We start from the raw sequence: 22,288 nt of genomic DNA, 5'->3' as shown, positions 1-22,288 counted from the left end.
GGCCCCGCGTTCAAACCCGCTCGATCCGCGCCGGCAGCCCCTGGCGCACCGCCGCGCCGGACACCCAATCGATCCAGACGTTGGCATGCTCGCCGCGCGTGGCGTCGCCGAACCCCAGGTCGTTCAGGTTCACGCCCGCGGCCAGCGCCGGGTCGTGCGGCATGGGCTTGCCATCCACCGCGTGGGCGCGCGCGCCCAGCTCGGTATGGCCGTAGCCGTGCTCGATGCCCACCGCGCCCGGCTGGATGCCGTCGCGCAGCAGCGCCAACCCGGTCACCGCGCCACCCGGCGTCACGATGCGCACCGCGTCGCCGTTGCGGATGCCCAGGCGCTCGCCGTCCTGGCGGTTGATCGACACGGGGTTGTGCGGATGCACCTGGCGCAAACGGTTCACACCGATGGACATGGAGCTCATCAGGTTCGACTTGAATGAGCTGAGCAGGAAGGGCCAGTCCTGCCGCGTGTATTGCGCCCGCATGTCGCTGCCGTCGGCCAGCCGCGTCGGGTACCAGGTCGGACAGCCGCTGTAGCGCTCGCCCGTCATGGAATGGCGAAAGCCCGCCAGTTCCTCGCTCCAGACCTGCAGCGGCTTGGCATAGGCGGCGCGCGTCTGGCGCCTCCCGCCGCCTTCCACCCAGGCGTCCTGCATCTTGTCGAAGCGCCCGCCACGGCTCATCACCATGGCGACCTGGCGCCATTCGCCCGGCTTGAGTTTCTGCTGCAACAGCGCGCCGTAGCGGTCCACGCCGGTGAGCACCATGTCGTCGTCGCTGGCCTCCGGCACGGGCTTGCCGGCCGCGAAGGCGATGTTGGCCATGCCGCGCAGGAAGAAGTCCTCCGGCGTGTCCAGCGCGTACTTGGCGCCGTCCTTGTCCGTGATGGCGCCCGCGCCGAAGCCCGGCATGCCCAGCCGCTTGGCGCAAGCGATCAGGAAGGTTTCCAGGCAGACCGGCTCGTCCGTGGCGGTTCGCGCCACGCGCGGCTGCACGGCCGGCCAGCGCACGGTGGACGCCTTGGCGACCACGTCCGCCCAGGGCGCCGAGACGCCCCAGCTTTCGTAGGTCACCGTGTCCGGCACGATGTAGTCGGCCAGCGCGTTGGTCTCGTTGATGAAGGGGTTGATCGATACCGACAGCGGCAGGAGGCGCGGATCCTTCATCTTGTCGATGATGACGCTCTTCAAGCCGGCGATGCCGTAGATCGGGTTGCTCATGTGGTTGAACCAGACCTTGGCATGGTAGGGATAGCCCGCCAGCGCGGACGCCAGCATTTCCGAGCTGAGCCCACCGGTGGCCGGATACCAGGGTGCGGCGGCCGGATAGGCCGGCTGACCGGCGGCTTTCTTGCGCTTGAACTCGCTGGACTTCTCGTACGGAAAGCGGTTGCGCGACAGGCCCACGCCCTTGGGCGTGGCGCGGTTGGCAAAGCCCGCGATGTTGTAGCGCGGCCCTTGCCCGTAGGGCGGGAACGGACCGGCATCCAGCACCAGGCCGCCCTCGACGTTGAGGTTGCCCACCAGCGTGTTCAGCATGGCGATGGCATAGGCCGTATAGAAGCCCGAGCCGCTCATGGTGCCGCCATGCGCGTCGGCCACGGCGCGCTTGCCGTAGCTGGTGAAGCGCTCGGCCAGCGACGCGATCTTGGCGGCGGGCACGCCGCTCAGTTCCGCGTATTCGTCCAGCGTCTTGCGGCGCGCTTCCTCGCGCAGCAGCGACAGCGAACTGCGCACGCGCAGCGCTTCCGGCGCACCGTCCATGCCGGGCGCGGCCACCGTGTCGTCCACGAACAGCGTGGCGGGCGCGGCCGTGGTGTGCGGCGCCAGCGTGCCGTCTTCCAGGCGCACGACGTACACATCTTCCCACTTCTCGCCGGCATCGGCCGGGCGCGCCCAGCCCAGGTCGGCGCCGCGCAGGAAGCTGCCCAAGCGCGGATGGCCGGGCTCGGCCACCACCAGATGGGTGGCGTTGGTCCAGGCAGCCTCGCCCGCGGACTTCATCGCCTCCGGGCCGGGCTGCGCCAGCGCGCGGGCATCGTAGCGTTCGTGGTCCAGGATCCAGCGGATCAGGCCCATGGCCAGGCCCAGGTCGCCGGCCGGATTGACCGGCACCCATTCATTGCCCGATCCGGCCGACAGGCTGGACGAGGCCGGCAGCATGGGCGACACGACCACATACGTGAAGCCGGTCTCTTGCGGCCGCACACGGGCCTCGGCCAGTTGACGGGCCTGGCGCTGGAACGGGTTGCCGGCTTGCGCCGGCGCTGCGCCGATGAACAGGCCAAAGCGCGCGTTGTCCCAGTCCGGCTTGCCATGCGGCATGCCTTTCAGGTCGCCCAGCGCGGCGCCTGCGCCCACGCGGAAGCTCTGGCCGCAATAGGAACCGTGGTTGCTGAAGTTGACCGTGCCGAACGATTGCCCGGCAAAGCGCTGGATCAGCGGCGTGCGCCCTTCGTTGGACGCGTCAGTGAACAGGAACTGGTTGACCTTGGCGCCGTACTCGGGGTTCTGCGGGTCCAGCGGCGTTTCGCGGTCGAAGATGGCGCGCAGCCCATCCACCTGGCCTTCGCCGAACAGGTCGCCGCCTTCGCAGACCTCCTGCACCAGCTGTTCGAACGAGATGGTCTGCCACTTGCCCTCGCCGCGCTTGCCCACGCGCTTGAGCGGCTGCAACACGCGGAACGGGCTGTTCATCTGTTCCAGCATGGCCGAGCCGCGCGCACAGGACGTGGCGCGTCCTTCCAGGCCGTTGTCGCCGCCCAATTGCGCATAGACCTCGCGCACCGGCGCCTCCATGGCGGCCGGCCGGGTCGTGGCCAGCGGGTGGTAGGGGTTGCCGGCCACGCGCAGGATGCGGTTTTCCTTCGTGTCCACGCGCAGGCGCACGCCGCACTGGGTCCAGCAGCCCAGGCAGCTGGAGGGGCTGACCGTCTGGCCCGGCTGAGCGCTGAGCACGCCGGTCAAGGGATCGATGCGGAATTCCGGCGTCAGCGAGTTGCCGCGCACGGCATGCGCCGTGGGCACGCCCGCCGTGCCTTGCGCCAGGCCCTTCACGGCCCGGACCACGGTTTCGCCGTAGCCGGCCGCGAACGCCGCCATGCCGCCGGCGACCACGCCGCCGCGCACCATCAGCTTGCGCCGCGCCTCGTCGCGCGGCTGGTCGGCGGCCTCGTCCGGCGGGGCGCCGCGCTTGTCGTCTTCGTGTTGCTTGTCCATTGCTTTCATTCCATGTTCTTTCGTCTAGGGCCTGTACACACAGGCCCAGGCGGCGGCGCTCAGGCCGCCAGGCCCCGCGTGCGCGCCGGGAACAGCTCCAGGGCATACGTCACGGCGGCGATCAGCGCCACGCACAGGCCCAGCACGCCCACCATGCCGAGCAGCCCGTCGCTGCCCCAGGGCATCTCGTACAGGTAGAGGCCGGCGCCGTACTTCGGCACGCCTTGCACGCTCATGAAGACCACCCAGCGGAAGATCCACGCCGCAGCCAACATGGTCAGGGCCAGCACGGCCGAGGGCAGCGGTGCGGCCAGCGTGCGCGCCGGACGCTGCAGCAGCGCGATCATGCAGAATCCAGTCGCCACCGCGCCCGCCAGGCTGACGCGCCAGATCGGAAACTCCGCGAACAGGCGCAGCGCCGCGTCGAACGAGGGATCCATGCCCAGCATGCCCAGCAGCATCCAGGCGCCGGCGCCCAGCGCCATCATCACCACCGCCGTCAGGCTCAAGCTGCGCAAGAGCTCCACCGGCATGGCCCGCGTGCCGCCGCGCAGCCAGCGGCCCACCAGGAACATGGCCCCGAGCGCGCCCAGCCAGGCGGTCAGCGCGAAGTTCACCGGCAGGAACACCGTGTGCCACAGCGGCCGCGAACGCATCACCATCACTTCGGCGCCGGTATAGACCAGGATGGACAGCGCCGACACCGCCAGCGCCATGCCCAGCGCGCGCACCCAGCCGATGCGGCCCCACCACCAGGCGGCGCAGAACAGCAGCGCCAGGGTCACGAACACCGGCAGCAGCAAGGCGCCCAGCCACATCCACGACCAGGGCGTGAGATGCGCGTAGAAATGCCAGAAGCGGCCCGGCTGGTGCAGGTCCGCCAACAGCGACACGGGCGCGGCGATGGCGCTGACCAGCAGCACCGTCACGGCGGCGGGCAGCAGGCGGCGCGCGGACGAGCCGGCGCCGCCGAAAGCCGCGAAGGCGGCGGTCAGCGCGGTGGTGGCGCTGATGCCGATGAGGAAGAAGTACTGCACGGCCCACGGCAGCCAGGCGGCGTCGTAGACCGGCGTCAACAATTCAGAGATCTGCATGGTCATCCCCTTCGATGGCTCAATGGCCGCCAGCCAGCCGCACGCCGGCCTGGCCGTCGACCTGATGGACGAACGCATCGGGCAGGCCGATGTAATAGACGTGGGGATCGGTCTTCATTTCGGGCTTGAGCACCTTGATGTCTTGCTTGTGCTCGACCAGCAGCTTGGAAATGGCGCTGTCGGGATCGTTCATGTCGCCGATGACGCGCGCGCCGCCCACGCAGCTTTCCACGCAGGCCGGCAACAGCCCCGCTTCCAGGCGGTGCTCGCAGAAGGTGCATTTGTCGGCGGTCTGCGTTTCGTGGTTGATGAAGCGGGCGTCGTAGGGACAGGCCTGCACGCAATAGGCGCAGCCCACGCAGCGCTCGTTGTCGACCAGCACGATGCCGTCTTCGCGCTGGAAGGTGGCCTGCACCGGACAGACCGGCACGCAAGGCGGGTTGTCGCAGTGGTTGCACAGGCGCGGCAGCATCACCATGGCGGCGGGGCCGCCGGCGTCAGGCAGGACTTCGTATTGCAGGACGGTGGTGCGGAACTGCCCGATGGGAGGCAGGTTCTCCATGGAACAGCTGACCGTACAGGACTGGCAGCCGATGCACTTGCGCATGTCCACGACCATGCCGTAGCGCTTGCCCGCCATGCCGGGGCGGCGCGGCGGCTGGCTGTTCATGCCGGCGGCCTCGGCGCGGATGGGTATGACGGTGGCCGCGGCCCCCAACCCCAATAAGCCCTTCAAGAAGCCTCGTTTACCCGGTAGCGGCGGTTCCGGGGGGCTGGCGGGGGTACTCATAGTGCTTCTCCAAGCGTTAATTCTGTTACGGGAATTAACTTATCACTTGGAGTTATATAGAGGCTTGATAAGAATCAAACCGGGGACGGATAAGAGAAAAACCGGGGACGTAATATGCGCGTCCCGTCCCTGACTAGGCTCAGGAACCGTCAATCTTCGATCTTGAGCGCCTGGCTCCAGGCCGCCAGCTTGCGTTCAAACGACGCCGCCGCATGCGCCGGGCTGGTCGACGGCAAATCCATGTATTCCAACGGCACGGCCAGCCCCGGCAGCACATGGCGGCGGTACAGCGCCGCGGCCTTGGCGCCATTGAAGCAGACCCGGACGATGGCCGGGTGGCGTTCCAGGAATGCGGCGAAATCGTTGGCCACCAGGGTGTCGCCGCGAATGTCGGCGTCCAGGCTGCCGGGACGTTCGCAGGCTTGCAGGACGTCCCACAAGGCTACCCCGGCCGCCTGCACGGCCTGCAAACGCTGCGCGTAGTCCAGGCCGGGGGCGAAGCCGAAAACGCTGGCCGCGATGGGCCAGAAGGCATTGCGCGGATGGGCGTAATAACGGCCCTGCCGCAGCGACGCCACCCCGGGCATCGAACCCAGCACCAGCACGCGCGCGCCCGCCCCCGCCACCGGGGCGAAGCCCTGGACCTGATCGTTGTTGCCGCCCGCCTGGGCCGTGCGCATGCCGTGTTCCATCCCCAAAGGATACGCCAGCCGCAGGTTCCGCCCCCACTGTCCGATGCATGGAACAGTGCTTATCAATGCCAGGGACTACCGCCGAAGGGGTTGCGCCCTTATCTTAGTAAGCATGACGAACGGCCCCGCTGGGGCCGCGCAACAGGAAATACGACCATGAAGAAGATCCTCGGATTGCATGCCAGCCCCCGTCCCCACTGGGTGGGCGACGGCTTCCCGGTGCGCTCCATGTTCTCCTACAACGACAAAGGCAAGAACACCAGCCCGTTCCTGCTGCTGGATTACGCCGGCCCGGCCCAGTTCGAGCCGGCCGAGCATCCGCGCGGCGTCGGGCAGCATCCGCACCGCGGCTTTGAAACCGTGACCATCGTCTACAGCGGCGAAGTCGAGCACCGCGATTCCACCGGCAACGGCGGCGTCATCGGTCCTGGCGACGTGCAATGGATGACGGCGGCCTCGGGCATCCTGCATGAGGAGTTCCATTCCCACGCCTTCACCCGCAAGGGCGGCGAGCTGGAAATGGTGCAGCTCTGGGTCAACCTGCCCGCCAAGGACAAGATGGCGCCGGCCGGCTACCAGGGCATCCTCGACGCGGACATCCCGGCGGTGGACCTGCCGGATGGCGCGGGCACGCTGCGCGTGATCGCGGGCAACTACGCGGGCCACTCGGGACCGGCGCGCACCTTCACGCCGATGGACGTGTGGGACGTGAGGCTGGCCGCCGGCAAGTCGGCGACCTTCCCCGTCGCCGAAGGCCGCAACAGCATGCTGGTGGTGCTGCGCGGCACGGTGCTGGTCAATGGCGAAACCGTGGCGCGCGACGCGCAACTGGCGCTGTTCTCCCTGGAAGGCGAGGACATCACCGTCGAAGCCAACAACGACGCGGTGTTCCTGGTGCTCAGCGGCGAGCCCATCGACGAGCCGGTGGTCGGCTACGGCCCCTTCGTGATGAACACGCAGGCGGAAATCGTCGAAGCCATCCAGGACTTCAACGCCGGACGCTACGGCAAGATGCACTGAGGCGCCAGGGCTGGCTGGTCTCCCGTCCCGCACAGCGGGACGGGACGCTAGGCCCGGCCCAGCGCCTGCGGGCGCCGCCGCAAGCGGCCCAGCCTGATGCCGTCGCGGATGTTCAAGCCGATCAGCGTCAGGTTGGCGGCGCCTGCCGCCAACTCCAGCGCCTGCACGCCGTAGAACACGCCATCCAGTTGCCCCGCCTGCGCGCGCAGCGCCAGGAACTGCGCCGCAGGCACGAGAATCAGCAGTCCATTGGCCGCGATGAAGGGCATGCGCCTGCGCTTGGCCAATAGCAACGGATGCCTGCCCTTGCCGCCCATCATGAAGCCGCTGGCGGCGGTCAGCATCATGACGGGCACGAAACCCAGCAGGGCATAGGCAATGGCAAGCTTGACCTGCGCCACCGCGGACGCGGTCAGGAACAATTCGGACACAACCGTCGATATCCAGAAGGCTGCCAGAAACAGCAGCGTCAACATCGCGGCGGCGGCATGGATTCTATGTTTCATGATCTTGCTCCGGTTGCGCGGGGACGTGCGCGGCCAGCAGTCCCGCCAGCACCCTCCCCGCCGTTTCCAGTTCGGCCGCGCTGAAGCCGCCGGCCAACTGGCGCGCGCGCTCCTTCCAGCGCGCGTCGATGGCGCCATAGACGCGCCGGCCCTCATCGGTCAGCCGGTACAGCGGCGAGCGCTTGTGCTGCGGATTGGGGCGGACTTCCACCAGTTGCGCCTCGGCCAGCAGATTGAGCTGCTTCTGCGCGCCCTGGCGCGTCACGCCCATGGCGGCGGCGACCCGCGGCGCGCTCAAAGGCTGTCCCGCCAGCGCCAGGGCGCCCAGCATCTGCCAGCGGGCGCTGGTCAGCGCATCGGGCGCGACGAAGGCATCGCCCCAATCGAGCAGCGCGCCGTTCAACTGGAACAAGGTCAGGATCACCCCGGTGAGCCGTTCTTCCTTGGTCGGATTCATGGTTGCCCTCCTGGTCTTTCGATTTAATTGACAACCAGTTTCCATTATTGGAAACCAGTTGTCAATATGCATTTGCACCGCTTTTCTGCACTCCGCGGACAGCCGCTGCAAATAGCGGATAGAACCCCCCGCCCCTGGACGGGTTTTCCACCAGTCCGCCCGGTCCGGCGCAGCTTTACTATCAAAGCCTTCAAGGCCCCGGCAGTGGAGTCCCCCCATGCTCGACACGACGCAGTCCGCCACCAGCACCACTTGACCGCCAGCCGCGCCGCGGATCGAGTCGGTCCTGGGCCTGCCGGCGCAGCAGCTGTTCGCCTCCGGCGACCTGGACGAAGCCCGCTCCATGGTCGGCCGCGTGATGCGCCCGCACCACCTGGGCGTGGTCGGCGCGCTGCAGCGCCTGGACGCGCGCATGCACCACCAGCCGCTCGGCGAGGTCTCCTTGAACCGCCTGCGCTACGGCGCCAACGTCGAGATCCAGCCCGGCCCGCTGGAGGATTTCTTCCTGGTGCAGATGCCGCTGTCGGGCTGCGCCCGCATCAGCAGCGGCCCCCAGCAGCTGGATTCGACGCCCGAGGTCGCCTCGGTCGTCAGCCCGGACGACGACCTGGCCATGCGCTGGGCCGACGACAACGACCAGTTCATGCTGCGCGTGGGCCGCTCGCTGCTGGAACGCACCCTGGTGGGCCATCTGGGCTGTGCGCTGGATCGGCCGCTGCGCTTCCAGCTGGGGTTCCGCTGGCGCGAATGCCCGACCTGGCGCTGCCTGATGAGCTATCTGCTGGACTGCTCCACCCAGCACGCGAACCTGGCCGAGCACAAGCTCATCGTGCATCAGATGGAACAACTGGTCGCCGCCACCTTGCTGGCGGCCCAGCCCCACAACTACACCGGCGCCCTGCCCGGCCGCCGCGGCGCGGTGCTGCCGCGCCACGTGCGCAGCGTCCAGGACTATTTGCAGGCGCATGCGCACGAACCGGTCAGCGCCGAGCAACTGGCGCGCATCGCCGGCGTCAGCGTGCGCAGCCTCTATGCGGGATTCAAGGAATTCCTGGGCGTGAGTCCCATGCATTACCTGCGCGACCTGCGCATGGAACGCGCGCGCGCCGAACTGGTCTCGGGCGAGACCCGCAACATCGCCGGCGTGGCGCTGCGCTGGGGCTTCGCGCACATGGGACGCTTCAGCGCCGGCTACAAGGAACGCTACGGCGAAAGCCCCAGCCAGAGCCTGCGGCGGCTGGGCTGAGGGAACGCCGCTTCAGGGTTTGGCTGGCGCAGCCGGCTTCGCCTTGGCAGAGGCATCCTGCGCCATGACCTCGCGCGCGAGCTGGTTGATCTTGGGAGCGGACTTCATGGCGCCGTCCTTGTGCTGCGTCAGGAACTGGCGCGCGTAGTACCGCTCGAGCTCGCAGGGATTCGGATTCTTGCCCGTAAAGCCCACGGAAGCCTCTATCAACTTGCCGGCATGCGCCTGCTCGGCCAAGACGCGCTTGCGCATGGCCTGGATTTTTTCCGCCGCGTCCTTGCGCCCTTCCTGGGAGTTCAGGCGCTGGGCGAGCCTGGCGCGCAGCGCGGCCGGGTCTGCCGGCGCGCGCGCCAGATCCATGCCCAGACTCGCTTGCGCCAGAGCCATGGCCACCATCCCCTGGACCTCCGGCCCGTCTGCCGGGTACAGCTTGCAGGCGGCAATGAAGCCCATGTGCGCGACCGCCCTGTCGCCGAGCCACTCCTGGCCGTCGCTACCCATCGCAAAACCCAGCGAATTGCGCATCGGCTCCTGCACTTCAAAGCTGCTGCTCGTGTTCTGCGCCGCGGCGAGTCCGCCGCACAGGCAAAGCGCCAGCGCCGAAATTGTTCTTTTCATCATGTCCCCCGTGAGCGCTCGCCGGCGCGGATATCTCCACGCGGGATGCTATTCCACCGTTAGCCAAAATGGTGCGCGAGGCCCCAAAACGCCCGCGGGAGCAGTCCTGCAGTTGCATCCGAACAACGCATGCCTTCCTCATCCGTTGCCCGCTATGGCGCGGAAGATGCATTTCCAGGACACTCGCGCAACAGGAATCCCGCTGGTCCGACGCAGCCCCGGGGAAGGAAACTCGATGAAAACGCTAAAAAGCAGTCTTCTTCTTTGCGCTACGCTGTCCATCGGGACGGCATCCGCTTCGGACGATATCGACATGAAGGCTTTCGAGGCGTCGAGCCAGGCCTTGCGCTCGGCCGATGCGAAGGCCGAAGCCAGGCGCGCAGCCGTCGCCGCGCTTTCACCCCGCCTGCAGAAAATCACGCTCGGCGAGCGTGCCGGGGCGCACATCGGGGCGGCCGGCGCTTGCGCCATCGACGTTCCCATCGACGACCTCAATAAGCTGTCATCGCTGGCGGTGGCGGAAGCGGTCATAGGCAAGCCGCTTGCTCAAGTCCCCTACGACCCCAAAGCGATCTTGAAAGCGACCAGCGACGCGATTCGTACTCCGGAGGCGGCCGCTGCGGCAACCAAGCGCCAACAGCGGGCGAAAAAACTGGCTCAGAACGAGCGCGACTGGGTTTCCCGAGTGCGGGTCGAGGTCAAAAAGATCAATCCCAAAGGCGAGCCCAGCGACTGCCGGCATCTGCGTGGACAGATCGATGATCTGCTGGAAAATGCGGAACGCGACGACTCCCTCGACAAGGCCGAACTCGTTCTATTTACCGTCCAGGAACTTCAAGGGCAACGCAAGCAGTCCGCCCGCTGAGGTGCCCCTCGCCTAAGGCTGCTCGACCCAAGGCGCCGCCGCCTCGTCCCGGCTCCAGTGCCGCCAGCCGTACCGGTAGGCGTGCTGCAAATAGGGCCCGCGCAGGATTCGAGGCTCGCTGTCCGTGGCCTGTTCCGTGCCGAGCAAGTGCAGCACCTGGGCCCAGTCCGCCAGCCCGCCCCGGGCGCCGCGCAATGCGGCATCCGCGAGCTGTCCGGCCTCTTCGACCGATGCGGCGCGCACCAGGAAGCAGGTATCCGCGCCATCCGGACCGCCGGTGTACGGGTCCTCGGATTCATTGCCCCAGCGTATCGCTTCGTACAGATTCATGTCCCTGCCCTGTCCCATCGACAGCAGAACGATACCAGCAGAACAACCTTGCGGAGGCGGCCAGCCAGGGCCTTCCAGTGCAGCCGCCAGACCTAGAACGGAATCCCCAGCTTCACATACAGCTGCGCGCCCTCGGGCCGGTTCTTGACCTTGAAGTCCTGCTGCCATTTCGCCGTGAACAGCCAACCCTTTTCGTTCATGTAGCGCACCGAGGGGCCGACGCCGAAGGCGCGGGCGCGGCCGGCGGCGCTGTTGGGGCCGCTGTCGTCCGTGACCTGCTGGAAGGCGTAGCCGCCTACCCCCAGCACCCAGCCCTTGCCCACGCCCCAGCCCAGCGCGTAGTCGGCGTGCAGCGCCTGGCCTGAACGCGTGTCGGTGGCGGAGTTGGTGAAGTTGAAGTCGTACATGACTTTCAGGTCGGCGTTGAAGCCGTCCGGACTGATGCGGCTCAGCGCGAACACCGGCTGCGCGGTCCAGTAGTTCTTGCCCAGGCTGGATGGGTCCTTGCGGTCGTACTCGCCAGTGGGCGCGTACATGTCCAGCCCCACCACGTAATGCAGGCTTTCGGACGGGTGATAGCCCAGCGCCACGCCCAGGGTCATGTCGCCCAAGCCGGTGCTGCGGTTGCGCTGCCCCGCCGCCTTGGCGGTCACGTCCAGCAGCGGCGCGATGGCGTGGAACGCCAGCTGGCCGCCCATGACCTGCTGCTGCGTGACCCAGATCAAGCGCGGCGCCAGCACGTTGACGTCCACCTTGAAGCCGGGCACCGGCACGCGCTGGCCGTCGTTGCCGCGCAGCGTGTCATAGCGCGCCCCGCCGGCATAGACCAGCATGTGCACGCCAGGCGGGGGCAGCGCGCCCGACATGAAGTTCTCCAGGCCGTCCGGGTAGATGCCCAGGCCGCCGCCCTCGGTGGCCTGGGCCCCCGCGCTGGCCAGCGCCAATGCCGTGGCGCTGGCCAGCCGCCGGAGTTTCAGGTGTCCGTTCATGTTCCCCTCCTGCCTATTTGTTGTGCGACGAGATAGCCGGAGCCGCCGCCCAGGCCGGGGCCCGGATGGGTGGCGGCGCCGATGTGAAAGAGATTGCGCAGCGGCGTGCGGTGGCCGCGCGCGCCCTGGCCGCCGGCAAAGGGCCGCAACCAGAAGAACTGGTCGGGCGAACACACGCCCGAATAGGGATCGCCGCCCACCAGGTTGCAGTTCAGGCCCTCCAGGTCCGCTGGCGAGTACGCGCGCCGGCCGACGATGCGCAGCGCCAGGCCCGGCATCACGCGCTCCATGCGCGCCTGCACCCGGTCGGCCATCGCCTCGCGCACGGCCTCGTTCCAGCGGCCGTCGGCGGGCGCGGCGATCTCGCCCGCGGCGTCGCCCTTGATCCGCGCCGGCAGTTCCTGCATCTGCACCCACAGAATCCAGCCGCCGGGCGGCGCGCGCGTGGGGTCGACCGCGACGGGCTGGCCGATCGCCAGCGTGGGACGCGCGGGCAACAGGCCGTTGTTCGCCTCGGTCACCGAGGCGCAGACCTGTTCCATGCTTTCGGTCAGGTGCACCAGCGGCACGTGGCGCAGCTCCGGCGTCAGCCAATCCGGCGGCGCATTCAGCGCGAAATGGATCTGCATGCCGCCCCGGCCGTAGCGGTAGCTGGCCGCGCGTTCGCGCACGGCGGGCGGCGCATCGGGCAGCAACTGGCCGTACAACTGGCCGGGCGTCACGTTGCAGACCACGGCTTCTGTCGCGCGATACTCGCGCCCGCCCGCCAGTACACCCACCGCGCGGCGGCGCTTGCCCTGGCCGCGAGTGATGATGCGTTCGACCTCGGCGCCGGTCTGCAGGCGGCCGCCGTGCCGTTCGATGACGGCGGCCAGCGCGTCCACCACGCCGCTGCCGCCGCCCTTGACCACCGGCATGCCGCCGGCCACCACCGCAGCGAAGGTCAGCTTGCCGATCAGCGCGGAACAGGCGTCGTCCGGACCCAGGCCGGTGTGCAGCACCCAGGGCGCGATCAGGGCGCGCGCGGCGTCCGAGCGCAGCGCGCGTTCGGACCAGCGGCGAAAGCTCTCCATCGAATCGGCGGCAAAGGCGGCCAGGCCATCCATGCCTCGTTTGCGCCATTCGCCAAACAGCAGCTTGAGCATGCCCGCGCCGTAGGGGTTCTGGCCCAGCAGGCCGAAGGTCAACGCCGCATCCTCGCCGAACAGGCGCTGCGCCATGGCGCCGAAGGCCGCGCCGTCGCCGGGCGCCCAGGCGTCCAGCCGCCGCGCGCTGTCCGCCACGTCCTGCTTCAAGGCCAGGCCGGAGCCGTCGGGCAGCACCAGTCCGGTGGCGTACTCGCCCTGCATGAATTCCAGGCCGGCCTCGCGCAGCGCGGGCTTGAGCGCCGCGTAAGCGGGGCTGCCCATGAACAGCGGATACCAGCAGGACAGCACGTCGTGGCGGTAGCCGGGAAACAACTCCTCGGTGCGGATGCAGCCGCCCAGCCTGTCGTTGCGTTCCAGCACCAGCACGGACTTGCCGCGCTGCGCCAGCAAGGCGGCGCAGACCAGCGAATTCATGCCGCTGCCGACGATGATGACCTGCGCCTCGGACTCCAAGGACATGATGCGCTCCGATGGGTAGTAGGCCGCTACGCGGCGGTCAGCGCGGTGAAGCGCCCGGCATGGAACACCAGCGGCGTGGCCGTGACGCTGGCCACGCGCAGCACCCGGCCGAACAGCAGCAGGTGATCGCCCGCCGCGCTTTGCTGATCGTTGGCGCAGACCAGGGTGGCCACCGCCCCTTCGATGGCGGGCACCCCTTCCGGCACGTCATGCACGGGCGCTCCCGCGAACTTGTCCGGAACGGAGGAACTGGCAAAGCGCATGGCGAGTTCCTCCTGGCCGCAAGCCAGCACGCTGATGGTGAAGTGGCTGCAATCGCGGAACGCCGCCAGGTTGGGCGAATGGTTCACCAGGCTCCACAGCACAAGCGGCGGGTCCAGCGACAGCGAGGCGAAGGAGTTGATGGTGAGCCCGACCCGCCGGCCGTCCGGACAACGCGTGGCGACGATGGCCACGCCCGTCGGATAGCTGCCGAGCACGCCGCGCAGGACCTTGGGATGCAGATCGGTGCAACCCCAGTCCAGGGGCAGGCCCGCCGCGCAATCGGGCTTCATGCCGCCGCCCGCGCCGGCTGCGCCGCGATGAAGGCCTCGCAGGCCGTGGCATCGCCCCACCAGGGGTACAGCGACGGCGGATGATTGAAGCCGTTGGCGATGGCACTGGCGATCGCCGGCGTGTGGTCCGCGGCCTGCAGCAATTTGAGCAGGTGCGGGGCCGGCGGCAGCAGCATGGAGTTGGTCCATTCCACCACCGCGCCGCCGTAGTCCCAGAAGCGCTCGAAGGTGCGCTGCATCCATTCGGCCGTGAACGTCGCGTCGCCATGCGCCAGGATCGCGTCCAGGTAGACGGCGCAGGCCTTGGTGGCGTTGTTCGAGCCCTGCCCCGTGATCGGGTCGTTGGTCACCACCGCATCGCCCAGGCCGAACACCAGCCGGCCCGACGGCAGGGTCAGCACCGGCTTGCGCACCGTGGGCGCGAAGCTGCCGGCCAGGATGCCGTTGGCGTCGGTCAGCTCCACCGCGCTGCAGCGCTCGGCCTCCCAAGGCAGATAGGTGTGCAGGATATGCAGGCTTTGCGCCAGGTGCTCCTGCGGCGACTTGATGTCGCGCCAGCAATCCATCGGTCCGCCAGGCACGCCTTCGAACACCATGATCTCGCAGGGACCGCTGACGGTCAGCGCCGGGAACACGAAGTACTCGCCCACGCCCGGAATCAGGTTGAAGGCGACGCGCGAGTGATCCGGCGCCGGGCGCATGCCGTGCACATAGGTCAGCGCCAGCGCGCGCTGCGGCCGGTCAAAGCGCGAGCGCAGCGCATCGCGCTCGAACAGCTTGACCACCTCGCCCTTGCCCGCGGCCAGCAGCACCAGATCATGCGAGGCCGCCAGCAATTCGAGTTCGGCCACGCCGCCGTCCTGGATCAGCAGCCGGCCGCCGCGCGCGGCGAACAGCTCCATCCAGGCCGGCATCTTGATGCGCTGGTCCACCGCCTGCGCGGGCCGGTCCAGGCGCGCAACCCAATCGATCAGCTTGTGGCCAGGCCGCTCCGGATGCGGTATCGCCAGGCCGATGCCGTCCACCGTCGGGCATTCGGCCTCCCACTGGTTCAGGCCCAGGCCGCGCTCTACCTGCAGCGAGGCATCGAACATGCACTGGCTGGACATCACTTTGCCGCGGCGGATGTCGTCCGGTTCGCGGTTGGTGACCACGGTCACTTCATAGCCTTGGTCCAGCAGTCCCAGCGCCAAGGGCAAGCCCGCCTGCCCTCCCCCCACGATCGCAATTCGACGCATGATTGTTCTCCTTTTCAAGTAACTAGGCGGCCAGGCGCGGGATCGCGGGCTTGGCCTGTTCGGGACCCATGGCGGAATAGCCGCCGTCCACCGCGTAGTCGGCGCCGGTGACGAAGCTGGCATGGCCTGAAAGCAGGAAGGCGACCACCTCGGCCACTTCCGCCGGATCGCCGGCGCGTCCCAGCAGGTGGTAGTCCGCGGCCACCCGGTCGGTCTTGGCGCGGTCGCCCTGCGTCAGCTCGTCCATCACGCGCGACCAGGTCCAGCCCGGCGACACGGAGTTGACGCGTATGCCGTCGGCGGCGTAGTCCATCGCCATGTTGCGGGTGACCTGCAGCAGCGCCGCCTTGGATACCGGATAGAGCCAGCGCCCGGTCTGCGCGACGCGCGACGAGATGCTGGTGAAATTGACGATGGCCCCGCCGCCGGCGGCAAGCAGATGGGGATGGACCGCGCGCGCGGCCATCACGGCGCTGACCACGTTCACGTCGAGCGCGCGCAGCCAGTCGGCGCGGCCCGATGCGGCGCCGTCGTCCAGGTAGGTCGCGGCCAGGTTGACCAGGAAATCGATGCGGCCGAAATGCGCCGCGGCATCGGCCACGCCGCGCTCCAGCTGCGCATCGTCCGCGATGTCCACCGGCCAGAAGCGCGTGCCGGCCGGATCGGCCGCAGCCACGCGTTCGCCGCCGGCCGCGTCGATATCGAACAGCGCCACGCGCACGCCATAGGCGCGCAGCCTGGCGACCACGCCCGCGCCGATCAGCGTGGCGCCGCCGGTCACGATGGCCACTTTGTTGTCCAGACCCTTCATCGCATCACCTCGCCGTTGGCTGATTGAGTGAGGCGAATACTGGCGCCGCGCGCCGCGGCCGCGTTAGCCGGATCCGGCCGACGCTATCCGCAAACTGCGCTTATTCGAGGCAAGCTTGCGCCAGGTCCAATTGGCGTGTCCGGAAAATGCGGCGCCTGTCCGTTCCCTGCGGCTGCCGGCTACGCGGCGGGCCGGGCGCGGCCCGGCTTGCGCGAGGTCCGCGCGTGCTCCTTGATCAGGCGCACGAAGCGTTGCACCTGGCGGCTGGGGCGGTCAAAGCGCGACCGCACCAGGCTCAGCGACAAGGGAATGGACTCGCGCAGCGGCCGCGTCACCACGCCGGGCCAGCCCTGCTGCCCGACCGAGAACTCGTCGACGATGGCCACGCCCGCGCCCACCCGCACCAGGGCGCAGGCCAGTTCGGCGCGCACGATTTCCACGGCCGGATTCCAGCTGACATTGGCGCGCTGGAAGGCCGCGGCCACCAGTTGCCCGAACGGGATGTTGCGGTTGTAGAGGATCAGCCGGCACTCGGCCAGCTCGGCCAGGCTGAGCGCGCGCCGCGCGGCCAGCGGATGGCCCTGCGGCAGGATGCAGACCATCTCGCCCGTGGCCAGCGGCTCCACCACCAGGTTGGGATGGTCTATCGGCAGCACCGATACGGCCAGTTCCGCCTTGCGTCCCAACAGCTCGTGCGCCATGTCGGACAGCAGCGTGGTGTGGAACTTGAGCCTGACCTTGGGATACAGCTCCATGTACTGCGCGATCACGGGCGGCACGAAGTTCAGCGCCAGGCTGGGGCTGGAACACAAGGTCAATGCGCCCTCCGGCCGCTCGGCCAGGTCGCGCGCCAGCTCATCGATGCGCAGGGCTTCGTCGAATAGCGGCCCTACCTCCTCGAACAGGCGCTGCGCTTCGGGCGTGGGCGTGAGCTTGCCCTTGTCGCGTTCGAACAGTTGCAGGCCCAGGCTTTGCTCGGTGTGGGCGATGAGGCGGCTGACCGCGGGCTGCGACACGAACAGCAGCTTGGCCGCGCCGTTCATGGAACCGGTCAGCATCACCGCCCGGAACACTTCCATCTGCCTGAGCTTGAAACGCATGGCTGATCCGATAATCGTTTGTTATAACCCCTGGCCAACTTAGCATAGGCGCTGCAATCCCGCATTCATTAGCATCCCAGATGGCTCCTGGCGCGCTTTCCAGGACGATTCGATAAAGGGAATGCATGACACTCACCGTAGGATTCGTGGGCCTGGGCATGATGGGCCTGCCCATGCTGGAAAACCTCGCCCGCGGCGAGGAGCGCTACAACATCCTGGCGTATGACCGCGATCCCGCGCGCCTGCAGCGCCTGGCCGGGCACCCCGCCTGGAACCAGACGCTCAAGCCGGCCGCCGGCCTGCAAGCCCTGGGCGCTTGCGACGTGGTCATCACCATGCTGCCCGACAGCGCCATCACCAACGCGGTGATCGAAGGCGAGCACGGGCTGGCGAGCGTGATGCGCCCCGGCTCCGTACTGCTGGACATGGGCTCGTCCAACCCGGCCGAAACGCTGCGGCTGGCGCCACTACTGCGCGCGGCTAGCGTGACGCTCATCGACGCGCCAGTGTCGGGCGCGGTGGCCAAGGCGGCCGCCGGCACCCTGGCCATCATGGTGGGCGCCGATGCCGACGGCCTGGCGCGCGTGCGCCCCCTGCTCTCGCGCATGGGCGCTTCGCTCATCCACACCGGCGCCGTGGGTTCCGCCCACGCCATGAAGGCGCTGAACAACTACGTCTACGCCGCCGGCCTGCTGGCCGCCAGCGAAGCGCTCTTGATCGCGCAGCGCATGGACCTGGACCTGGAGGTGTTCACCGACGTGCTCAACGCCTCCAGCGGCCGCAACGTCGCCACCGAAACCAAGCTGCGCCAGTTCATCGTGCCCGGCAGCTACAACGGCGGCTTCGCCCTGGCGCTGATGGCCAAGGACCTGCGCACCGCGAACGCGCTGCAGGCGCTGGCCGGCGTTCCCGCGACGCAGCTGTCGCTGTGCACGGCGCTGTGGCAGCGCGCGCTCGCGGACATGCCCGCCGGCGTGGACAACACCGAGATCCACCGCTACCTGCAACGCCTGGAAACCCCGGCTCCGGCCTGAAGCGCCGGACGCCAACGATAACGACATCCACAGGAGACCTGCATGAAACGATCCGCCGCCGCGCTTGCGCTGGCGCTGGTGCTGGGCGCGCCGCTCGCGCCCGCCGGCGCCGCGGGCTATCCCGACCACCCCATCCGCATGGTCGTGCCCTTCCCGCCAGGCAGCATCACCGACGTGGTGGCCCGCAGCCTGGGTAAAGCCATGGCCGACGATTTGGGCCAGCCCGTGGTGGTGGAGAACAAACCCGGCGCCAACGGCATCATCGGCACCCACGACGTGGCCCGCGCCAAGCCCGACGGCTACACCCTGGTGGTGGTGGGCGTGTCCACCGCGGCCAGCGGCGTGAGCCTGTTCAAGGACCTGCCCTACAACCCGGCCACCGACCTCGCGCCCATCGGCGCCGTGGCCGAGACGCCCTATCTGCTGGTGGGTTCGCCGCGCATGCCGGGCACCAAGGTATCCGATCTGTTTGCCTATGGCGCCCAGCATCCGGGCAAGCTGACCTATGCCTATGGTTCGGGCAGCGCGCAGGTGTTCGGTGCCAAGCTGGCGGCCATGGGCAAGATCAACGTCACGCCGGTGCCCTACCGCGGCGGCCCCCAGGCGCTCACCGACGTCATCGGCGGCACCGTCGACCTTACCTTCACCGACCTGGCCAATGGCCTGCAGCAAGCGCGCGCCGGCAAGGTCAAGACCTACGGGGTCAGCACCCCCGAACGTTTTCCCTTGGCCCCGGACATCCCCACGCTCAATGAAACCGGCGCCGCCGGCTTCGACCTGACCGTGTGGTTCGGCCTGATGGGCCCGGCCGGCCTGCCCGCGCCCGTGGTCCAACGCCTGTCGCAATCGCTGGGCAAGGCGCTGGCCAACGGCGAACTCAAGCAGACCTATGAACGCCAGGGCCTGACCGTCAAGCAGCAGACCCCGGCCGAATTCGGCGGCTTCGTGCGCGCCGAGATCGACAAATGGGCGGCCATCGTCAAGGAAACCGGCATTCCGCCGCAGTGAACGCCCTCTTTCAACCGCTACCAGGAATTCCCCGCATGTCGCTGATCGATATCCGCAAACGCTGCCTCATCGTCGAGACCACTTACCACGAGAACGGCCCGGCGCCCGAGCGGCCGCTGACGCTTGCCGCCGCCTGCGCCGTCATCCGCAATCCCTACGCCGGCCGCTACGAGCCGGACCTGATGCCCTTCATGGCCGAACTGCGCAGCCTGGGCACGCTGCTGGCGACCGAACTGGTCGAGACGCTGGGCGGCAAGGACCGGATCGAGGTCTACAGCAAGGCCGCCATCGTCGGCCTGGACGGCGAAATGGAACACGGCGCGGTCTGGCACGAGGCCGGCGGCTGGGCCATGCGCAGCGTGCTGGGCGAACCCCGCGCCATGGTGCCCGCGGTCAAGGCCGTGGCCGTGGCCGGCTACCGCATGATGGTGCCGGTGCACTACATCCATGCCTCGTATGTGCGCAGCCACTTCAACAGCATCGAGATCGGCATCCAGGACGCGCCGCGCGCCAACGAAATCCTGTTCGCCCTGGTCATGGGCACGGGCGGCCGGGTGCATTCGCGGCTGGGCGGGCTGACCAAGGAAGCCGTGTCCGTGCACGACGGACAGCGGTAGGAGGACTCAGGCGCCCGGGATCGTCAGCGACAAGCCCGCGCGGTCGGCCACGTTGCAGATGTGGGCGCGCATGGCGCGGCGCGCGGCTTCGGCCGAACCGGTGGCCAGCGCGTCGATGATGGCCGCGTGTTCGTGGATGGGCTCGCGCACGCGCGCCGGATCGGCGAACGCGACCTGCCGGCTGCCGTCCACCACTTCGGCGATGTTCTCGGCCAGATCCAGCAGCATGGGGCTGCCGGCGATCTCGTACAGGCAGGCATGGAAGGCGCGGTCGCCTTCCGACATGGCCACCAGGTCGCCGGCGTCGGCGGCCTGCTCCATGTGCGTGATGGTGGCGCGCAGGCGGGCCAGCCCCGCCTGCGTGACCACGCCCGCGGCCAGGCCGGCGGCCAGTTCCTCCAGCTGGTTGCGCACCAGGTAGACGTCGCGCAAGGCATAGCGGCCCTGGAAGCGCCAGCGGCCGTAGGCGCTGCCCAGGCCTTTTTCGCCGGGCCGGGCGATGAACACGCCGCGGCCGGCCTCGCTGCGCAGCAGCCCCAGCCCTTCCAACATGGTGATGGCCTCGCGCAGCGAGGCGCGGCTCACGCCCAGCTCTTCGGCCAGTTGGCGCTGCCCCGGCAGCTTGCCGGCCTCGGCCCAATCGCGCTGGCGGATGCGGGCCTGCAACTGCTGGGCTATGTGTTCGACGGTGTTCATCGCGGAATTCTCAAGGCATGGGTGCGCGGCAGCCGCCCCGGTTTGGCGTTGACAGCCATATACTGCCTGGGCATTATGACATTCAACTGGTCTGACCGGTTAGGATAAAGCCGTACTGCAAAGCGCCCCGGCACGGCCGCGGGCCCCTCGCACTTTCTCGTACATAGCGCCGCTCATGACCGACCTCTACGATCGATTTGCCCGCGCCGTCGACGCCATGGCCCGACTGGCTGACTACCCCTATTCCGAACGCCGCCAGGCCTGGCTGGACCGGCTGCGCGTCAACCTGCCCGAACTCACGGTGCTGGACTCTCTGGAGCCGGAGGCCGAACTGGGCTACCTGGCACCGCCGCCCGCCGCGTCGGCCGAACGGCTGCCCGCCGCGCAGGCCGGCCGCGGCGTCGCGGTGTCGCGCCACGCGCGCGGCATCGCCGCCATTGCCCGCGAATGCCGCGAGGACCCGGGGCGCGCCGCCGACGCCGCCAAGGCTTCGCTGGCCGCGGCCAGGCAGCAGGCTGGCCTGAACGCCTTCATCAGCCTGTCCGACACCCCGGCGCTGGACGGGGCCGCGGCCGCCGCCGCGCGCAGGCTGCGCGAAGGCGCGGCCATGCCGCTGATGGGCGTGCCGATCGCCGTCAAGGACCTGATGCAGGTCGCCGGCTTTCCCCAGACCAACGGCAGCGGCGGCCTGAAGCCGCCACCCGCGCTGCGCGACGCGCTGGCCGTGGCGCGGCTGCGCGAGGCCGGCGCGCTGGTGGTAGGCACGACCAATCTGCACGAGCTGGCCTACGGCATCACCAGCGAAAACCCCCATTACGGCTGGGTCGGCAATCCCCGCGCGGCGGGCTATACCGCGGGCGGCTCCAGCGGCGGCTCGGCCGCGGCGGTAGCCGCCGGCATCGTCCGCCTGGCGGTAGGCACCGACACCGCGGGCTCGATCCGCATCCCGGCCGCCTGCTGCGGCGTGGTCGGCTTCAAGCCCACCTTCGACGCCATTTCGCGCGAGGGCGCGCAGGCGCTGGGCGCAAGCCTCGACCACCTGGGCCCCATCGCCGCCAGCGTGGCCGACGCCGCGCTGGCCTATTCCATCATGTCGGGCCAGGCCGAACGCACCGTCAGCGCGGGCGCGCTGGCTGGCCTGCGCGTGGGCGTGCCGCGCAATTACTTCTACGACCCGCTGGCCGAGGACGTGGCGCAGGCGGTCAACCATGCGCTGGCGCGGATGCAGGCCGACGGCGCCATCCTGGTGCCGCTGGACCTGCCCGGCGTCGAGCACAGCGCGGCGCTGCAATTCGCCACTTTGTGCAGCGAGGCCACCGACATCCACTGGCGCCGGCTGGTCGACCAGCCCGAGACGCTGGGCGACGACGTGCGCGTGCGCCTGGAGATCGGCCAGTTCTTCCCGGCTGCCTGGTACACGCGGGCGCAGCGCGGCCGCGCCGCACTCGCGCAGATGTTCGACCAGGCGATGCAGTCGGTCGACGTGCTGGTCACCCCGACGCTGCGCATCGAGCCGCCGCGCTCCGGCGCCGGCGCGGTCAGCATCGCGGGCCGCGAAGTGCCGCTGCACACCGCCGTCACCGGCCTCACCATGCCCTTCAACCTGACCGGCATGCCGGCGCTGACGCTGCCCTGCGGCAGCGGCCGCAACGGCCTGCCGCTGGGGCTGCAGATCGCCGGCGCGCGCGGCGCCGACTGGCGCGTGCTGAACACGGCCGCGCGCGTGGAAAACCTGCTGGCGGCCTGACGCCGCCACCGGGGCCGGCGCCATCGCCGGCCCCGGCCTCCATGCTGGTAAGCCCTAA

General features: G+C 69.0%; 22 protein-coding genes. 7 read left to right on the top strand and 15 right to left on the bottom strand.

Going from position 1 to position 22,288, the window contains the following annotated elements; genetic code table 11:
* Positions 1–10: 10 nt before the first annotated feature.
* From BRO63_RS11170 to BRO63_RS11155, 4 genes are all read right to left on the bottom strand, one after another.
* On the bottom strand, positions 11–3,211 hold the full coding sequence (locus BRO63_RS11170) for a tetrathionate reductase subunit A (protein WP_179215073.1): 3,201 nt from the start codon (positions 3,209–3,211) through the stop codon (positions 11–13).
* A 59-nt stretch (positions 3,212–3,270) separates the two neighbouring features.
* Complete coding sequence (nrfD, locus tag BRO63_RS11165) at positions 3,271–4,305, bottom strand: NrfD/PsrC family molybdoenzyme membrane anchor subunit (RefSeq protein WP_088139928.1); 1,035 nt, start codon at positions 4,303–4,305, stop codon at positions 3,271–3,273.
* A gap of 19 nt (positions 4,306–4,324) precedes the next feature.
* The gene (gene dsrO / locus BRO63_RS11160; RefSeq protein WP_088139861.1) at positions 4,325–5,095 is read right to left on the bottom strand and encodes a sulfate reduction electron transfer complex DsrMKJOP subunit DsrO; all 771 of its coding nucleotides are present in this window, start codon (positions 5,093–5,095) and stop codon (positions 4,325–4,327) included.
* A gap of 149 nt (positions 5,096–5,244) precedes the next feature.
* A complete protein-coding gene (locus BRO63_RS11155) occupies positions 5,245–5,775 on the bottom strand; it encodes a DNA-deoxyinosine glycosylase (protein ID WP_088139927.1) in 531 nt (176 codons plus the stop codon).
* 168 nt (positions 5,776–5,943) lie between these two features.
* Between BRO63_RS11155 and BRO63_RS11150 the strand changes: the two genes are divergently transcribed.
* Entirely contained in the window at positions 5,944–6,807 is an 864-nt protein-coding gene (locus BRO63_RS11150) for a pirin family protein (RefSeq protein ID WP_088139860.1), read from the top strand.
* Positions 6,808–6,854: 47 nt separating this feature from the next.
* Here the strand turns inward: BRO63_RS11150 and BRO63_RS11145 are convergent, their stop codons facing one another.
* A complete protein-coding gene (locus BRO63_RS11145) occupies positions 6,855–7,313 on the bottom strand; it encodes a hypothetical protein (protein ID WP_256943284.1) in 459 nt (152 codons plus the stop codon).
* Positions 7,303–7,770 (bottom strand): MarR family winged helix-turn-helix transcriptional regulator, encoded by a 468-nt coding sequence (locus tag BRO63_RS11140; protein WP_088139858.1) that lies wholly within the window; start codon positions 7,768–7,770, stop codon positions 7,303–7,305. Before BRO63_RS11140 ends, BRO63_RS11145 begins: the two co-directional genes overlap by 11 nt.
* Before the next feature lie 343 nt (positions 7,771–8,113).
* On the opposite strand from BRO63_RS11140, the gene BRO63_RS11135 reads away from it, so the two are divergent.
* The gene (locus tag BRO63_RS11135; RefSeq protein ID WP_256943283.1) at positions 8,114–9,016 is read left to right on the top strand and encodes an AraC family transcriptional regulator; all 903 of its coding nucleotides are present in this window, start codon (positions 8,114–8,116) and stop codon (positions 9,014–9,016) included.
* Between the two features lie 12 nt (positions 9,017–9,028).
* Here BRO63_RS11135 and BRO63_RS11130 read toward each other — a convergent pair whose 3' ends face one another.
* Positions 9,029–9,637, bottom strand: coding sequence for a hypothetical protein (locus BRO63_RS11130; protein ID WP_088139857.1), 609 nt, complete (start codon positions 9,635–9,637; stop codon positions 9,029–9,031).
* Between the two features lie 232 nt (positions 9,638–9,869).
* Here BRO63_RS11130 and BRO63_RS11125 point away from each other — a divergent pair, with 232 nt between their 5' ends.
* Entirely contained in the window at positions 9,870–10,499 is a 630-nt protein-coding gene (locus BRO63_RS11125) for a hypothetical protein (RefSeq protein ID WP_088139856.1), read from the top strand.
* A gap of 12 nt (positions 10,500–10,511) precedes the next feature.
* Here BRO63_RS11125 and BRO63_RS11120 read toward each other — a convergent pair whose 3' ends face one another.
* The 7 genes from BRO63_RS11120 to BRO63_RS11090 all read right to left on the bottom strand — a co-directional run bounded on the left by BRO63_RS11120 (position 10,512) and on the right by BRO63_RS11090 (position 17,128).
* Entirely contained in the window at positions 10,512–10,829 is a 318-nt protein-coding gene (locus tag BRO63_RS11120; RefSeq protein ID WP_088139855.1) for a hypothetical protein, read from the bottom strand.
* Between the two features lie 92 nt (positions 10,830–10,921).
* Entirely contained in the window at positions 10,922–11,818 is an 897-nt protein-coding gene (locus BRO63_RS11115; RefSeq protein ID WP_088139854.1) for a SphA family protein, read from the bottom strand.
* Complete coding sequence (locus BRO63_RS11110; RefSeq protein WP_088139853.1) at positions 11,815–13,425, bottom strand: phytoene desaturase family protein; 1,611 nt, start codon at positions 13,423–13,425, stop codon at positions 11,815–11,817. The genes BRO63_RS11115 and BRO63_RS11110 overlap by 4 nt, the downstream gene beginning before the upstream one ends.
* Positions 13,426–13,451: 26 nt before the next feature.
* Positions 13,452–13,979 (bottom strand): flavin reductase family protein, encoded by a 528-nt coding sequence (locus BRO63_RS11105; protein WP_088139852.1) that lies wholly within the window; start codon positions 13,977–13,979, stop codon positions 13,452–13,454.
* Positions 13,976–15,217 (bottom strand): styrene monooxygenase/indole monooxygenase family protein, encoded by a 1,242-nt coding sequence (locus tag BRO63_RS11100; protein ID WP_088139851.1) that lies wholly within the window; start codon positions 15,215–15,217, stop codon positions 13,976–13,978. The genes BRO63_RS11105 and BRO63_RS11100 overlap by 4 nt, the downstream gene beginning before the upstream one ends.
* A 22-nt stretch (positions 15,218–15,239) precedes the next feature.
* Positions 15,240–16,028, bottom strand: coding sequence for an SDR family oxidoreductase (locus BRO63_RS11095; protein WP_088139850.1), 789 nt, complete (start codon positions 16,026–16,028; stop codon positions 15,240–15,242).
* 179 nt (positions 16,029–16,207) lie between these two features.
* The gene (locus tag BRO63_RS11090; RefSeq protein WP_088139849.1) at positions 16,208–17,128 is read right to left on the bottom strand and encodes a LysR family transcriptional regulator; all 921 of its coding nucleotides are present in this window, start codon (positions 17,126–17,128) and stop codon (positions 16,208–16,210) included.
* A 125-nt stretch (positions 17,129–17,253) separates the two neighbouring features.
* On the opposite strand from BRO63_RS11090, the gene BRO63_RS11085 reads away from it, so the two are divergent.
* From BRO63_RS11085 to BRO63_RS11075, 3 genes are read left to right on the top strand one after another with little or no spacing between them, the layout of a single operon-like run.
* Positions 17,254–18,162 carry an NAD(P)-dependent oxidoreductase gene (locus BRO63_RS11085; protein WP_088139848.1) on the top strand — a complete coding sequence of 303 codons (909 nt, stop codon included), beginning with the start codon at positions 17,254–17,256 and terminating at the stop codon, positions 18,160–18,162.
* A gap of 42 nt (positions 18,163–18,204) precedes the next feature.
* Complete coding sequence (locus BRO63_RS11080) at positions 18,205–19,170, top strand: Bug family tripartite tricarboxylate transporter substrate binding protein (protein ID WP_088139847.1); 966 nt, start codon at positions 18,205–18,207, stop codon at positions 19,168–19,170.
* Positions 19,171–19,205: 35 nt separating this feature from the next.
* A complete protein-coding gene (locus BRO63_RS11075) occupies positions 19,206–19,787 on the top strand; it encodes an amino acid synthesis family protein (RefSeq protein ID WP_088139846.1) in 582 nt (193 codons plus the stop codon).
* A gap of 6 nt (positions 19,788–19,793) precedes the next feature.
* Here the strand turns inward: BRO63_RS11075 and BRO63_RS11070 are convergent, their stop codons facing one another.
* Positions 19,794–20,483 carry a FadR/GntR family transcriptional regulator gene (locus BRO63_RS11070; RefSeq protein WP_088139845.1) on the bottom strand — a complete coding sequence of 230 codons (690 nt, stop codon included), beginning with the start codon at positions 20,481–20,483 and terminating at the stop codon, positions 19,794–19,796.
* Positions 20,484–20,658: 175 nt separating this feature from the next.
* Between BRO63_RS11070 and BRO63_RS11065 the strand changes: the two genes are divergently transcribed.
* Positions 20,659–22,230 (top strand): amidase, encoded by a 1,572-nt coding sequence (locus tag BRO63_RS11065; RefSeq protein ID WP_088139844.1) that lies wholly within the window; start codon positions 20,659–20,661, stop codon positions 22,228–22,230.
* Positions 22,231–22,288: the final 58 nt, after the last annotated feature.

Origin of the sequence: Achromobacter xylosoxidans (assembly GCF_002192695.1) — a bacterium.
GTDB lineage: Bacteria > Pseudomonadota > Gammaproteobacteria > Burkholderiales > Burkholderiaceae_B > Achromobacter > Achromobacter xylosoxidans_C.
The sequence above is the reverse complement of the archived record's forward strand: the minus strand, read 5'-3'. Positions and strand labels throughout refer to the sequence as shown.

Excerpts from the sequence above, each read along its gene's own strand:
- BRO63_RS11070 (WP_088139845.1), bottom strand. The coding sequence starts at position 20,483 with ATGAACACCGTCGAACACATAGCCCAGCAGTTGCAGGCCCGCATCCGC.
- BRO63_RS11085 (WP_088139848.1), top strand. The coding sequence starts at position 17,254 with ATGACACTCACCGTAGGATTCGTGGGCCTGGGCATGATGGGCCTGCCC.
- BRO63_RS11110 (WP_088139853.1), bottom strand. The coding sequence starts at position 13,425 with ATGTCCTTGGAGTCCGAGGCGCAGGTCATCATCGTCGGCAGCGGCATG.
- BRO63_RS11075 (WP_088139846.1), top strand. The coding sequence starts at position 19,206 with ATGTCGCTGATCGATATCCGCAAACGCTGCCTCATCGTCGAGACCACT.
- BRO63_RS11155 (WP_088139927.1), bottom strand. The coding sequence starts at position 5,775 with ATGCGCACGGCCCAGGCGGGCGGCAACAACGATCAGGTCCAGGGCTTC.
- nrfD (WP_088139928.1), bottom strand. The coding sequence starts at position 4,305 with ATGCAGATCTCTGAATTGTTGACGCCGGTCTACGACGCCGCCTGGCTG.
- BRO63_RS11145 (WP_256943284.1), bottom strand. The coding sequence starts at position 7,313 with ATGAAACATAGAATCCATGCCGCCGCCGCGATGTTGACGCTGCTGTTT.
- BRO63_RS11100 (WP_088139851.1), bottom strand. The coding sequence starts at position 15,217 with ATGCGTCGAATTGCGATCGTGGGGGGAGGGCAGGCGGGCTTGCCCTTG.
- BRO63_RS11170 (WP_179215073.1), bottom strand. The coding sequence starts at position 3,211 with ATGGACAAGCAACACGAAGACGACAAGCGCGGCGCCCCGCCGGACGAG.
- BRO63_RS11080 (WP_088139847.1), top strand. The coding sequence starts at position 18,205 with ATGAAACGATCCGCCGCCGCGCTTGCGCTGGCGCTGGTGCTGGGCGCG.
- BRO63_RS11140 (WP_088139858.1), bottom strand. The coding sequence starts at position 7,770 with ATGAATCCGACCAAGGAAGAACGGCTCACCGGGGTGATCCTGACCTTG.
- BRO63_RS11090 (WP_088139849.1), bottom strand. The coding sequence starts at position 17,128 with ATGCGTTTCAAGCTCAGGCAGATGGAAGTGTTCCGGGCGGTGATGCTG.
- BRO63_RS11120 (WP_088139855.1), bottom strand. The coding sequence starts at position 10,829 with ATGAATCTGTACGAAGCGATACGCTGGGGCAATGAATCCGAGGACCCG.
- dsrO (WP_088139861.1), bottom strand. The coding sequence starts at position 5,095 with ATGAGTACCCCCGCCAGCCCCCCGGAACCGCCGCTACCGGGTAAACGA.
- BRO63_RS11150 (WP_088139860.1), top strand. The coding sequence starts at position 5,944 with ATGAAGAAGATCCTCGGATTGCATGCCAGCCCCCGTCCCCACTGGGTG.
- BRO63_RS11095 (WP_088139850.1), bottom strand. The coding sequence starts at position 16,028 with ATGAAGGGTCTGGACAACAAAGTGGCCATCGTGACCGGCGGCGCCACG.
- BRO63_RS11105 (WP_088139852.1), bottom strand. The coding sequence starts at position 13,979 with ATGAAGCCCGATTGCGCGGCGGGCCTGCCCCTGGACTGGGGTTGCACC.
- BRO63_RS11115 (WP_088139854.1), bottom strand. The coding sequence starts at position 11,818 with ATGAACGGACACCTGAAACTCCGGCGGCTGGCCAGCGCCACGGCATTG.
- BRO63_RS11065 (WP_088139844.1), top strand. The coding sequence starts at position 20,659 with ATGACCGACCTCTACGATCGATTTGCCCGCGCCGTCGACGCCATGGCC.
- BRO63_RS11130 (WP_088139857.1), bottom strand. The coding sequence starts at position 9,637 with ATGATGAAAAGAACAATTTCGGCGCTGGCGCTTTGCCTGTGCGGCGGA.
- BRO63_RS11135 (WP_256943283.1), top strand. The coding sequence starts at position 8,114 with ATGGTCGGCCGCGTGATGCGCCCGCACCACCTGGGCGTGGTCGGCGCG.
- BRO63_RS11125 (WP_088139856.1), top strand. The coding sequence starts at position 9,870 with ATGAAAACGCTAAAAAGCAGTCTTCTTCTTTGCGCTACGCTGTCCATC.